We start from the raw sequence: 14,037 nt of genomic DNA, 5'->3' as shown, positions 1-14,037 counted from the left end.
GAACGCCATCATGGCGAAGCTCAGCACCGACGAGCTCCTGTCCGCCTTCGAGGAGCTCACCCTCATCGAGCTCTCCGACTTCGTGAAGGCCTTCGAGGAGAAGTTCGACGTCACCGCCGCCGCTCCGGCCGCCGTGGCCGTGGCCGCCCCCGCGGGTGGCGACGCCGGCGCTGCCGCCGCCGAGGAGAAGACGGAGTTCGACGTCATCCTCGAGGCCGCCGGCGACAAGAAGATCGCGGTCATCAAGGAGGTGCGCGGCCTCACCTCCCTCGGTCTGAAGGAGGCCAAGGACCTGGTGGACGGCGCCCCCAAGCCCGTTCTGGAGGGTGTCGACAAGGACGCCGCCGACAAGGCCAAGGCTGCCCTCGAGGGCGCCGGCGCCACCGTCACGCTCAAGTGACCTGAGGGCTCACGCCCTCGTGACGGCGTGACGCCGCCGGGGTTTCGTCCCGGGCGGCGTCCGCCGGACGCAGCAGAGGCCCGTACCCGCGAGGGTGCGGGCCTCTCTCGTGTCTCGGGTACACGGGGAACCGTTCGAGGAGGTCGCCGGCGGGAATGTCACCCGCGGTTCACCCGTTGACCCTCGGGAAGGGCATGATCTGGCCGCAGCGTCGCGGCAGTGCGGATACGCAACGATTCGAGGTTTACCACAGTCTCGACGTGCGCGCGCTGGGGGTACTGGACATACTTACGGGAGATAGGTATGCTAGCGCTTTGCGCCCGCGTGTGCCCTCGACGCCTCCCCCTGCTTCCCGAAAGTCCTGGTCCCGTCCCCGTCTGTGGGACGGCCTCCGGTGACCGGTGAAGACCGGCAGAGCTTCCTGCAGCACCGCAGAGCGTACAGCGTTCACCCGAACTGCAGGGAAGGACCCCTCTTGGCTGCCTCGCGCACCCCTTCAGCTCCGTCCGCCGAAGCCATTGCGAACCGTACCGCTTCCCGTCGCGTTTCCTTTGCAAAGATCTATGAGCCACTCGAGGTCCCGGACCTGCTTGGCCTCCAGACCGAGAGCTTCGACTGGCTCCTCGGTAACCCAGCCTGGCAGGCGAGGGTAGAAACTGCCAAGGCGGCTGGCCGTAATGATGTCCCGGAAACCTCGGGTCTGGAAGAGATCTTCGAGGAGATCTCCCCGATCGAGGACTTCGGCTCCTCGATGTCCCTCTCCTTCTCGAACCACCGCTTCGAGCCGCCGAAGTACACGGCGGACGAGTGCAAGGAGAAGGACTTCACCTACGCGGCCCCGCTGTTCGTCACCGCGGAGTTCGTCAACTACACCACCGGTGAGATCAAGAGCCAGACGGTCTTCATGGGCGACTTCCCGCTCATGACCGCCCGCGGCACCTTCATCATCAACGGCACCGAGCGCGTCGTCGTCTCGCAGCTGGTGCGTTCCCCGGGCGTGTACTTCGAGCGCACCCCGGACAAGACCAGCGACAAGGACGTCTTCTCCGCGAAGATCATCCCGTCGCGTGGCGCCTGGCTGGAGTTCGAGATCGACAAGCGTGACGCCGTCGGCGTGCGTGTCGACCGCAAGCGCAAGCAGTCCGTCACCGTGCTGCTCAAGGCGCTCGGCATGACCGAGGCGCAGATCCGCGAGGAGTTCGCCGAGTTCCCGTCGGTGCTCGACACGCTGGAGAAGGACCACGTCCACACCGAGGACGAGGCCCTGGTCGACCTGTACCGCAAGATCCGCCCGGGCGAGCCGCCGACCGTCGAGGCCGGCCGCGCGCTGCTGGAGAACTTCTACTTCAACCCGAAGCGCTACGACCTCGCCAAGGTCGGCCGCTACAAGGCGAACAAGAAGCTGGGTGTCGACGCGGAGCTGGCCGAGTCCACGCTGTCGCTGACCGACGTGGTCGCCACGATCAAGTACCTGGCCGCGCTGCACGCGGACAAGACCACCCTGGACGGCGTCCGCAACGGCCAGCCGGTCGAGGTGCGGGTCGAGGTCGACGACATCGACCACTTCGGCAACCGCCGCATCCGCGCCGTGGGCGAGCTCATCCAGAACCAGGTGCGCACGGGCCTGTCCCGCATGGAGCGCGTGGTCCGTGAGCGCATGACCACGCAGGACGTCGAGGCCATCACGCCGCAGACGCTGATCAACATCCGCCCCGTGGTGGCGTCGATCCGCGAGTTCTTCGGTACCTCGCAGCTGTCGCAGTTCATGGACCAGAACAACCCGCTGGCCGGTCTGACGCACAAGCGGCGTCTGAACGCGCTGGGCCCGGGTGGTCTGTCCCGTGACCGCGCCGGCATGGAGGTCCGTGACGTCCACCCGTCGCACTACGGCCGCATGTGCCCGATCGAGACCCCTGAGGGTCCGAACATCGGTCTGATCGGCTCGCTGGCGTCGTTCGGTCGCATCAACCCGTTCGGCTTCATCGAGACGCCGTACCGCAAGGTCGTCGACGGCAAGGTCACGGACCAGATCGACTACCTCACGGCGGACGACGAGGACCGTTACATCATCGCGCAGGCGAACACGCCGCTGGCCGAGGACGGCACGTTCCTCCTCGACCGCGTGCTGGTGCGCACCAAGGGTGGCGAGACCAACGACATCCCGGGTGCCGAGGTCGACTACATGGACATCTCGCCGCGCCAGATGGTGTCGGTCGCGACGGCCCTGATCCCGTTCCTCGAGCACGACGACGCCAACCGCGCCCTCATGGGTGCGAACATGCAGCGCCAGGCCGTGCCGCTGGTGCGGTCCGAGGCCCCCGTGGTCGGTACCGGCATGGAGCGCCGTGCGGCGGTCGACGCCGGCGACGTCATCGTGGCGACCAAGCCCGGTGTGGTCACCGAGGTCTCGGCCGACCTGGTCCTCGTGGCGAACGACGACGGCACGACGGGCTCGTACCGCGTGCACAAGTTCGTGCGCTCCAACCAGGGCACGAGCTACAACCAGCGCGTGCTGGTCGAGGAGGGCGCGCGGGTCGAGGTCGGCTCCGTGCTCGCCGACGGCCCGGCGACGGACGAGGGCGAGCTCGCGCTCGGCCGCAACCTGCTGGTCGCGTTCATGTCGTGGGAGGGCCACAACTACGAGGACGCGATCATCCTGTCGCAGCGCCTCGTGGAGGACGACGTCCTCTCCTCGATCCACATCGAGGAGCACGAGGTCGACGCGCGTGACACCAAGCTCGGCCCCGAGGAGATCACGCGGGACATCCCGAACGTCTCCGAGGAGGTCCTCGCGGACCTCGACGAGCGCGGTGTGATCCGCATCGGTGCCGAGGTCGGCGCGGGCGACATCCTGGTCGGCAAGGTCACCCCCAAGGGTGAGACCGAGCTGACCCCGGAGGAGCGCCTGCTGCGCGCCATCTTCGGTGAGAAGGCGCGCGAGGTGCGCGACACCTCGCTCAAGGTGCCCCACGGCGAGCAGGGCACGGTCATCGCCGTGCGCGAGTTCAACCGTGAGGACGGCGACGAGCTGCCCGCCGGCGTGAACCAGCTGGTGCGCGTGTACATCGCGCAGCGCCGCAAGATCACCGTCGGCGACAAGCTGGCCGGCCGTCACGGCAACAAGGGCGTTATCTCGAAGATCCTGCCGCAGGAGGACATGCCGTTCCTCGAGGACGGCACGCCGGTCGACGTCATCCTCAACCCGCTGGGTGTGCCGGGCCGCATGAACGTGGGCCAGGTGCTGGAGACCCACCTCGGGTGGATCGCCAAGCAGGGCTGGGACGTCTCGCTGGCCGAGGACAAGGGCGGCGAGTGGCTGGAGAGCCTGCCCGAGATCGCCCACAAGAGCGAGCCGGGTCGCCCGGTCGCCACGCCGGTGTTCGACGGTCTCGAGGAGGTCGCGCTCCGCGGTCTCTTCGGGGCGACCCTGCCGAACCGTGACGGTCAGCGCATGGTCAACCAGGACGGCAAGGCGCGGCTGTTCGACGGCCGCTCCGGCGAGCCGTTCCCGGAGCCCGTCTCCACCGGTTACATGTACATCCTGAAGCTGCACCACCTGGTCGACGACAAGATCCACGCGCGCTCGACCGGCCCGTACTCGATGATCACGCAGCAGCCGCTGGGTGGTAAGGCGCAGTTCGGTGGTCAGCGTTTCGGTGAGATGGAGGTCTGGGCGCTCGAGGCGTACGGCGCCGCGTACACGCTCCAGGAGCTGCTCACCATCAAGTCCGACGACGTCCCGGGCCGCGTGAAGGTCTACGAGGCGATCGTCAAGGGCGAGAACATCCCCGACTCGGGTATCCCGGAGTCCTTCAAGGTGCTTCTCAAGGAGATGCAGTCGCTGTGCCTGAACGTCGAGGTGCTCTCGAGCGACGGTGTCTCCATCGAGATGAAGGAGTCCGACGACGAGGTGTACCGCGCTGCTGAGGAGCTCGGCATCGACCTCTCGCGGCGGCCGAACGCCGCCTCCAGCGTCGACGAGATCTGACACCGGTCGGCGCCCGGGTACCCCGGGCGCCGACCTGGACACCAGGCGCGGTCCTGGACACCAAGGATTTTCGAGAACTTCAGGAAGTAGGACATCTTGCTCGACGTCAACGTCTTCGACGAGCTGCGTATCGGCCTCGCCACGGCCGAGGACATCCGTGCCTGGTCGCACGGTGAGGTGAAGAAGCCCGAGACCATCAACTACCGCACCCTCAAGCCGGAGAAGGACGGGCTCTTCTGCGAGAAGATCTTCGGCCCCACCCGCGACTGGGAGTGCTACTGCGGCAAGTACAAGCGCGTGCGCTTCAAGGGCATCATCTGCGAGCGCTGCGGTGTCGAGGTCACGCGTTCCAAGGTCCGCCGTGAGCGCATGGGCCACATCGAGCTCGCCGCTCCCGTCACGCACATCTGGTTCTTCAAGGGTGTGCCGTCCCGCCTGGGCTACCTGCTGGACCTCGCCCCGAAGGACCTGGAGAAGGTCATCTACTTCGCGGCGTACATGATCACCTCGGTCGACGAGGAGGCGCGCCAGGAGGACCTGCCCAACCTGCAGAACGAGATCGACCTCGAGAAGAAGGAGATCTCCGACCGCCGCGACAACGACATCAACACCCGCGCCCAGAAGCTCGAGGCCGACCTGGCCGAGCTCGAGGCCGAGGGTGCCAAGGCCGACGCGCGCCGCAAGGTCCGCGACTCCGCCGAGCGCGAGATGGCTCAGATCCGCAAGCGCGCGGACCAGGAGCTGGACCGCCTCGAGCAGGTCTGGGACCGGTTCAAGAACCTCAAGGTCGCCGACCTCGAGGGCGACGAGATGCTGTACCGCCAGCTCCAGGACCGCTACGGCACCTACTTCGAGGGTGCGATGGGCGCGAACGCGATCCAGCAGCGCCTGCAGAACTTCGACCTGGAGGCCGAGGCCGAGTCGCTGCGGGAGACCATCCGCTCCGGCAAGGGCCAGCGCAAGACCCGCGCCCTCAAGCGCCTCAAGGTCGTCAACGCGTTCCTGACGACGACGAACTCGCCGACCGCGATGGTGCTCGACGCCGTCCCGGTCATCCCGCCGGACCTGCGCCCGATGGTGCAGCTCGACGGTGGCCGGTTCGCGACGTCGGACCTGAACGACCTGTACCGCCGCGTCATCAACCGGAACAACCGCCTCAAGCGGCTCCTGGACCTGGGCGCGCCGGAGATCATCGTCAACAACGAGAAGCGGATGCTCCAGGAGGCCGTGGACTCGCTGTTCGACAACGGCCGTCGTGGTCGCCCGGTGACGGGCCCCGGCAACCGTCCGCTGAAGTCGATCTCCGACATGCTCAAGGGCAAGCAGGGCCGGTTCCGCCAGAACCTGCTCGGCAAGCGCGTCGACTACTCGGGCCGTTCGGTCATCGTCGTCGGCCCGCAGCTCAAGCTGCACCAGTGCGGTCTGCCCAAGCAGATGGCACTCGAGCTGTTCAAGCCGTTCGTCATGAAGCGGCTCGTGGAGCTGAACCACGCGCAGAACATCAAGAGCGCCAAGCGCATGGTCGAGCGCACCCGTCCCGTGGTCTGGGACGTGCTCGAAGAGGTCATCACGGAGCACCCCGTGCTCCTGAACCGTGCGCCGACGCTGCACCGCCTGGGCATCCAGGCGTTCGAGCCGCAGCTCGTCGAGGGCAAGGCCATCCACCTGCACCCGCTCGTCTGCGGCGCGTTCAACGCCGACTTCGACGGTGACCAGATGGCCGTGCACCTGCCCCTGAGCGCCGAGGCGCAGGCCGAGGCCCGCATCCTCATGCTCTCGAGCAACAACATCCTCAAGCCGTCGGACGGCCGTCCGGTGACCATGCCCTCGCAGGACATGATCATCGGTCTGCACCACCTCACGAGCGACCGTCCGGGCGCCGTGGGCGAGGGCCGTGCGTTCGGTTCCGTGGCCGAGGCGATCATGGCCTTCGACCGGGGCGAGCTGGACATCAACGCCAAGATCAAGCTTCGGATGTCGGACCTCGTGCCGCCGCTGAAGGACTTCGAGGCGCCCGAGGGCTGGGAGCAGGGGCAGCAGCTCCTGTTCGACACCACCCTCGGCCGGTACCTGTTCAACGAGGCGCTGCCCGTCGACTACCCGTACGAGAACGGCGTGGCCGACAAGAAGCGCCTGTCGACGATCGTCAACGACCTCGCCGAGCGCTACCCGAAGGTGGAGGTGGCCGCGGCGCTGGACGCGCTGAAGGACGCCGGCTACCGCTGGGCCACGCGCTCCGGTGTCACGATCGCCATCTCGGACGTCGCGGCACCGACCGTCAAGGGCGAGATCCTCGACGAGCACGAGGCCCGGGCCCTCAAGGTCCAGCAGCAGTTCGACAAGGGTCTGATCACCGACGACGAGCGCCGTCAGGAGCTCATCGAGATCTGGACGCAGGCCACCGACCGCGTCGCCTCGGCGATGCGGGAGAACCTCGAGAGCGACCAGCGCAACACCGTCATGCGCATGGTGGGCTCGGGTGCCCGTGGTAACTGGATGCAGGTCCGTCAGATCGCCGGTATGCGCGGTCTCGTGGCGAACCCGAAGGGCGAGATCATCCCTCGTCCGATCAAGTCCAACTACCGCGAGGGTCTGTCCGTCCTCGAGTACTTCATCGCGACGCACGGTGCCCGTAAGGGTCTGGCCGACACGGCTCTCCGTACGGCGGACTCGGGTTACCTGACCCGTCGTCTGGTGGACGTCTCGCAGGACGTCATCATCCGCGAGGAGGACTGCGGCACGGAGCGTGGCCTCACGCTGCCCGTCGCGGAGAAGCTGCCGGACGGCTCGCTCGTCCCGCACGACCGCGTCGAGACCAGCATCTACTCGCGCACCTTCGCGACCGACGTGGTGGACGCCGACGGCAACGTCATCGCGGCCGCCGGTTCGGACGCGGGCGACGTCATCATCGACAAGGTCATCGCCGCGGGCATCGAGAACGTCAAGGTCCGTTCGGTCCTGACGTGCGAGTCCCGCGTCGGTACCTGCGCCAAGTGCTACGGCCGCTCCCTGGCCACGGGCCTGCTCGTGGACATCGGCGAGGCCGTCGGCATCATCGCGGCGCAGTCGATCGGTGAGCCGGGTACGCAGCTGACGATGCGTACCTTCCACACCGGTGGTGTGGCCGCGGCCGAGGACATCACGCAGGGTCTGCCGCGTGTCACCGAGCTCTTCGAGGCCCGCACCCCCAAGGGTGAGGCGCCCATCGCGGAGTACACGGGTCGCGTGACGATCGAGGACACCGAGCGGACGCGTCACCTCGTGCTGACGCCGGACGACGGTGGCGAGGAGATCAAGTACCCGGTCACCAAGCGTGCCCGCCTGAAGATCGCGGACGGCGACCACGTGACGGTCGGTACCCAGCTCGTCCAGGGTGCCGTCGACCCGAAGAAGGTGCTGCGCATCCTCGGCCCCCGCGCCACGCAGACGCACCTGGTGGACCAGGTCCAGGAGACCTACCGCAGCCAGGGTGTGGACATCCACGACAAGCACATCGAGGTCATCGTGCGGCAGATGCTGCGTCGCGTGACCGTGCTCGACTCGGGTGACTCGCAGCTGCTGCCGGGTGAGCTCGCGGAGCGCATGCGCTTCGAGGACGCGAACCGCAAGGCCGTGTCGGAAGGTGGCCAGCCGGCCGCCGGCCGTCCCGAGCTGATGGGTATCACGAAGGCGTCGCTCGCGACCGACTCGTGGCTCTCGGCGGCCTCCTTCCAGGAGACCACCCGGGTGCTCACCGAGGCGTCGATGAGCGGTCGTCGCGACCCGCTGCTGGGCCTCAAGGAGAACGTCATCATCGGTAAGCTCATCCCGGCCGGTACGGGTCTGCCCCGTTACCGCAACGTCGAGGTCGAGCCCACCGAGCAGGCCAAGGCCGAGCTCTACCCGAGCTTCGGCTACGACGAGATCGACTTCCCGACGCTCGGCATGGGCTCGGGCGAGGCGATCCCGCTGGAGGACCTGGACCTCGGCGACTTCCGCTGATCCGGTCCTGACTGCGAAGTAGCGAACCTGTCAGAAGCGCGCTGACGTGTCAGACGTGCAGGCCACTCCCGTGACCTGCACGTCTGGGACGGCGGGGGCATCTGGCAGGTTCGCTCGCTTGTTCCCGCGGTTTCTCGGGCGCACCTCACACCCGATTCGTTTTGACCCCCCGTAAACACGCGGGTAACCTAGGAGTCCGTGCCTGCGCCGTCGGGCCGCACCTCCTGAAGGCCGCCGCAAGGCGGCTTCGGAAGCGGCCGATGTGAGTGCGTGGGCACCCCGGCGAGAACCTCCCGGGGCACGTCGTGCCCCGACGGCGGAGCCGGGCCATCGAGCCGGTGGTAAGTGGCGTAGCAGTCCCCGTGGGGGCTGTGGGTGCCGCATGCGATCGGCACGCACAAGCCAGAACCATCGACGGGGACGCCGGCAGGGCGTCGCCGAAGCTCAAGAAGACGACGGAGACGTAGTGCCTACGATCCAGCAGCTCGTCCGCAAGGGGCGGACCTCGAAGGCCGGGAAGTCGAAGACCCCGGCCCTCAAGGGTTCCCCGCAGCGGCGCGGCGTGTGCACCCGTGTGTACACCACCACCCCCAAGAAGCCGAACTCGGCCCTCCGCAAGGTCGCCCGTGTGAAGCTCTCCTCGCAGGTCGAGGTCACCGCGTACATCCCCGGTGTCGGCCACAACCTCCAGGAGCACTCCATCGTGCTCGTGCGTGGTGGCCGTGTGAAGGACCTCCCCGGTGTCCGCTACAAGATCGTCCGCGGCGCGCTCGACACGCAGGGCGTGAAGGGCCGCAAGCAGGCTCGGTCCCGTTACGGCGCCAAGAAGGAGAAGAGCTGATGCCCCGCAAGGGTCCGGCCCCGAAGCGGCCGCTCATCGTCGACCCGGTGTACGGGTCCCCGGTCGTCACGCAGCTGATCAACAAGGTCCTGCTCGACGGCAAGAAGTCGACCGCCGAGGCGATCGTCTACGGTGCGCTCGAGGGCGTCCGTGCCAAGACCGACGGTGACCCGGTCGTCGTGCTCAAGCGCGCGCTCGACAACGTCCGTCCCGCGCTCGAGGTGCGTTCGCGCCGCGTCGGAGGTGCCACGTACCAGGTGCCGGTCGACGTGCGCCCGGCTCGCGCCACGACGCTCGCGCTGCGCTGGCTCACCGACTTCTCCCGCGCCCGTCGCGAGAAGACGATGACCGAGCGCCTGATGAACGAGATCCTCGACGCGTCGAACGGTCTCGGTGCCGCGGTCAAGCGCCGCGAGGACATGCACAAGATGGCCGACTCCAACAAGGCCTTCGCGCACTACCGCTGGTAGTAGCTTCCGAACGGCCCCGGGTGACCCCCGGGGCCGTCGGTGGATGCAGCCGCCGGCTCCCCACCCACCTTTAGACCAAGGGGTAAGACACCGTGGCACTCGACGTGCTGACCGACCTGAACAAGGTCCGCAACATCGGCATCATGGCCCACATCGATGCCGGCAAGACCACGACGACCGAGCGCATCCTGTTCTACACGGGTGTGAACTACAAGATCGGTGAGACGCACGACGGCGCGTCGACGATGGACTGGATGGAGCAGGAGCAGGAGCGCGGCATCACGATCACGTCCGCCGCGACGACCTGCTACTGGAAGAACAACCAGATCAACATCATCGACACGCCGGGTCACGTCGACTTCACGGTCGAGGTGGAGCGTTCGCTCCGCGTGCTCGACGGTGCCGTTGCCGTGTTCGACGGCAAGGAGGGTGTCGAGCCCCAGTCGGAGACCGTGTGGCGCCAGGCGGACAAGTACGACGTCCCGCGCATCTGCTTCGTCAACAAGATGGACAAGCTCGGTGCGGACTTCTACTTCACCGTGGACACCATCATCAACCGCCTCAAGGCGAAGCCGCTCGTCATCCAGCTCCCGATCGGTGCTGAGAACGACTTCGAGGGCGTCGTCGACCTGGTCGAGATGAAGGCGCTCACGTGGCGCGGCGACACCAAGATGGGCGAGGAGTACGAGGTCGAGGAGATCCCGGCCGACCTCCAGGAGAAGGCGGAGGAGTACCGCGCCCAGCTGGTCGAGGCCGTCGCCGAGACCGACGAGGAGCTCCTGGAGAAGTACCTCGGCGGTGAGGAGCTGACGGTCGCCGAGATCAAGGGCGGCATCCGCAAGCTCGTCATCAACTCGGAGGCCTTCCCGGTCCTGTGCGGCTCGGCGTTCAAGAACAAGGGCGTGCAGCCCATGCTCGACGCCGTGATCGACTACCTGCCCTCGCCGCTCGACGTCCCCTCCATCGAGGGCCACGACGTCAAGGACGAGGAGAAGGTCGTCGTGCGGCACGCGGACGCCACGGAGCCGTTCTCGGCGCTGGCGTTCAAGGTCGCGTCGCACCCGTTCTTCGGCAAGCTCACCTACGTCCGCGTCTACTCCGGCAAGGTCGCCCAGGGCGCCCAGGTCCAGAACTCGACCAAGGGCAAGAAGGAGCGCATCGGGAAGCTCTTCCAGATGCACTCCAACAAGGAGAACCCGGTCGAGGAGGCGCAGGCCGGCCACATCTACGCGTTCATCGGGCTCAAGGACGTCACCACCGGTGACACCCTGAGCGACCCGGCGAACCCGGTGATCCTGGAGTCGATGACCTTCCCGGAGCCGGTCATCGACGTGGCCATCGAGCCGAAGACGAAGGCCGACCAGGAGAAGCTGTCGACCGCCATCCAGAAGCTCGCCGAGGAGGACCCGACCTTCCGCGTGAAGCTGGACGAGGAGACCGGCCAGACCGTCATCGGCGGTATGGGCGAGCTCCACCTCGACATCCTCGTCGACCGCATGCGTCGCGAGTTCAAGGTCGAGGCGAACGTCGGCAAGCCGCAGGTCGCGTACCGCGAGACGATCCGCCGGGTGGCGGAGAAGATCGACTACACGCACAAGAAGCAGACCGGTGGTTCCGGCCAGTTCGCCAAGGTCCAGGTGACCTTCGCGCCGCTGGAGACGACGGAGGGCGAGCTCTACGAGTTCGAGAACGCCGTCACCGGTGGTCGTATCCCGCGCGAGTACATCCCGTCCGTGGACGCCGGTATCCAGGCGGCCATGCAGCAGGGTGTGCTGGCCGGCTTCCCCGTGGTCGGCGTGAAGGCGACGCTGATCGACGGTGCCTACCACGACGTCGACTCCTCGGAGATGGCGTTCAAGATCGCCGGTTCGATGGTCTTCAAGGAAGGCGTCAAGCGCGCCGACCCGGTCCTGCTCGAGCCGGTCATGGCCGTCGAGGTGCGTACGCCCGAGGAGTACATGGGCGACGTGATCGGCGACATCAACTCCCGACGTGGCATGATCCAGTCCATGGAGGACGCGACCGGTGTCAAGGTCGTTCGCGCCCAGGTGCCGCTGAGCGAGATGTTCGGCTACATCGGTGACCTGCGGTCGAAGACCCAGGGTCGCGCGGTGTACTCGATGCAGTTCGACAGCTATGCCGAGGTTCCCAAGGCGGTTGCCGAAGAGATCATCAAGAAGACCCGGGGCGAGTGAGTCCCCACAGGTCGACCCGCACAACCAACCTGTAGGAAAAACCGCAACGCCCCGCAGTTGTAGGCTTCTTGGCCGAGCATCTGCAACGTTCGGAACATCTACCCAAGTCCCAGGAGGACCCCAGTGGCTAAGGCCAAGTTCGAGCGGACCAAGCCGCACGTCAACATCGGCACGATCGGTCACGTCGACCACGGCAAGACGACGCTGACCGCGGCGATCTCGAAGACCCTCGCGGACAAGTACCCGGACCTGCCGGCGAACGTCCAGCGCAACTTCGACGAGATCGACGCCGCGCCGGAGGAGAAGCAGCGCGGTATCACGATCAACATTGCGCACATCGAGTACGAGACGCCCAAGCGTCACTACGCGCACGTTGACGCCCCGGGTCACGCCGACTACATCAAGAACATGATCACCGGTGCCGCCCAGATGGACGGCGCGATCCTGGTGGTCGCCGCCACCGACGGTCCGATGGCCCAGACGCGTGAGCACGTGCTGCTCGCCCGCCAGGTCGGCGTGCCCTACCTGCTCGTGGCGCTCAACAAGGCCGACATGGTCGACGACGAGGAGATCCTCGAGCTCGTCGAGATGGAGGTCCGCGAGCTGCTGTCGTCGCAGGAGTTCGACGGCGACAACGCTCCCGTCGTGCGCGTCTCGGGCCTCAAGGCCCTCGAGGGTGACCCCGAGTGGGTCGAGAAGGTCCTCGAGCTGATGGAGGCCGTGGACGAGAACGTCCCGGAGCCGCAGCGTGACCTGGACAAGCCGTTCCTCATGCCGATCGAGGACGTCTTCACGATCACCGGTCGTGGCACCGTCGTCACCGGTAAGGTCGAGCGTGGCACGCTGGACATCAACTCCGACGTCGAGATCGTCGGTATCCGCGAGCCGCAGAAGACCACGGTCACCGGTATCGAGACGTTCCACAAGCAGATGGACCAGGCTCAGGCCGGCGACAACACCGGTCTGCTCCTGCGCGGCATCAAGCGCGAGGACGTCGAGCGCGGCCAGGTCGTCGTGAAGCCGGGTTCGATCACCCCGCACACGAACTTCGAGGCTCAGGTCTACATCCTGGGCAAGGACGAGGGTGGCCGTCACAACCCGTTCTACTCGAACTACCGCCCGCAGTTCTACTTCCGCACCACGGACGTCACCGGCGTCATCACGCTGCCCGAGGGCACCGAGATGGTCATGCCCGGCGACAACACCGAGATGACGGTCGAGCTGATCCAGCCGATCGCCATGGAGGAGGGCCTGGGCTTCGCCATCCGCGAGGGTGGCCGCACGGTCGGTTCCGGCCGTGTCACCAAGATCCTCAAGTGATCTTGGAGCACAGGTTCATCTGACGGAAGTCAGCTGACACGAGGGGGCCCGGGCGCTTCGGCGTCCGGGCCCCTTCGCGCACGTAGCGGGCGTCACACGCGCTCCGTTTGGCCGATGCCAGGACGTGTGGCAAGATTGCATAGTTGCCTGTAACAGGCGCGCTCTTTCAAGTGTCGAACAGTGTGCAGAACCGCAGTCCTCGGTCCGGTCAGTCCGGACCGACAGAGGCTGGAGCGGTCACCCACCCGGGGAGAATTCCGGGTAAGGGGTCGTGGGTTGTCGCCTGTTTCGATCTGTACAGGGCGCCCCGCGGAGCACACGTTCTCCGGATCTCCGGAGGCACTGTTCCGAGCAGGCTCGGCAAACGTCGTGGTCGGTCCCGGTCTCGTACCGGGGCAGATCACTTCCCAACGGCCCCGGCACCAGGAATGGTGCTCTGCGCCCGGCTGTGCCGCTCCAAGCGACACGCCCGAGTGCGTGGGTCGGTCAGTAGCGGTTCGAGAGAGAGAGTCAGACGACGCCATGGCGGGACAGAAGATCCGCATCCGGCTCAAGTCCTACGACCACGAGGTCATCGACAGCTCGGCGCGCAAGATCGTCGACACGGTGACTCGCGCTGGTGCGACGGTCGTGGGTCCGGTGCCGCTGCCGACGGAGAAGAACGTCTTCGTCGTGATCCGGTCGCCTCACAAGTACAAGGACAGCCGCGAGCACTTCGAGATGCGTACGCACAAGCGGCTCATCGACATCATCGATCCCACGCCCAAGGCCGTCGACTCGCTCATGCGACTCGACCTGCCGGCGGACGTGAACATCGAGATCAAGCTCTGAGGCTGGAGGAC

The 14,037-nt window shown here is 66.8% G+C and carries 8 protein-coding genes; all 8 read left to right on the top strand.

The features are described from left to right. Positions 1–10: 10 nt before the first annotated feature. The 8 genes from rplL to rpsJ all read left to right on the top strand — a co-directional run bounded on the left by rplL (position 11) and on the right by rpsJ (position 14,026). Complete coding sequence (gene rplL / locus ACIBBF_RS21020; protein ID WP_171103634.1) at positions 11–400, top strand: 50S ribosomal protein L7/L12; 390 nt, start codon at positions 11–13, stop codon at positions 398–400. Positions 401–875: 475 nt separating this feature from the next. Beyond that, positions 876–4,388 carry a DNA-directed RNA polymerase subunit beta gene (rpoB, locus tag ACIBBF_RS21015; protein ID WP_397417198.1) on the top strand — a complete coding sequence of 1,171 codons (3,513 nt, stop codon included), beginning with the start codon at positions 876–878 and terminating at the stop codon, positions 4,386–4,388. A gap of 96 nt (positions 4,389–4,484) precedes the next feature. After that, on the top strand, positions 4,485–8,369 hold the full coding sequence (locus ACIBBF_RS21010) for a DNA-directed RNA polymerase subunit beta' (RefSeq protein WP_397417196.1): 3,885 nt from the start codon (positions 4,485–4,487) through the stop codon (positions 8,367–8,369). A 466-nt stretch (positions 8,370–8,835) separates the two neighbouring features. Beyond that, positions 8,836–9,210, top strand: coding sequence for a 30S ribosomal protein S12 (gene rpsL / locus ACIBBF_RS21005; protein WP_020016109.1), 375 nt, complete (start codon positions 8,836–8,838; stop codon positions 9,208–9,210). After that, positions 9,210–9,680, top strand: coding sequence for a 30S ribosomal protein S7 (gene rpsG / locus ACIBBF_RS21000; protein ID WP_119139920.1), 471 nt, complete (start codon positions 9,210–9,212; stop codon positions 9,678–9,680). The genes rpsL and rpsG overlap by 1 nt, the downstream gene beginning before the upstream one ends. Positions 9,681–9,772: 92 nt before the next feature. Beyond that, complete coding sequence (gene fusA / locus ACIBBF_RS20995; RefSeq protein ID WP_397417193.1) at positions 9,773–11,875, top strand: elongation factor G; 2,103 nt, start codon at positions 9,773–9,775, stop codon at positions 11,873–11,875. 123 nt (positions 11,876–11,998) lie between these two features. Further along, positions 11,999–13,195 carry an elongation factor Tu gene (tuf, locus tag ACIBBF_RS20990; RefSeq protein WP_397417191.1) on the top strand — a complete coding sequence of 399 codons (1,197 nt, stop codon included), beginning with the start codon at positions 11,999–12,001 and terminating at the stop codon, positions 13,193–13,195. 522 nt (positions 13,196–13,717) lie between these two features. Beyond that, positions 13,718–14,026, top strand: a complete 309-nt coding sequence (gene rpsJ, locus ACIBBF_RS20985; protein WP_019146773.1) for a 30S ribosomal protein S10 — start codon at positions 13,718–13,720, stop codon at positions 14,024–14,026. Positions 14,027–14,037 lie beyond the last annotated feature (11 nt).

This window comes from Promicromonospora sp. NPDC050880, from assembly GCF_044456525.1.
In the GTDB taxonomy this organism is placed as follows: Bacteria; Actinomycetota; Actinomycetes; order Actinomycetales; family Cellulomonadaceae; genus Promicromonospora.
Note: the sequence above shows the minus strand (reverse complement) of the source record. Positions and strands in the feature narration are given on the sequence as shown.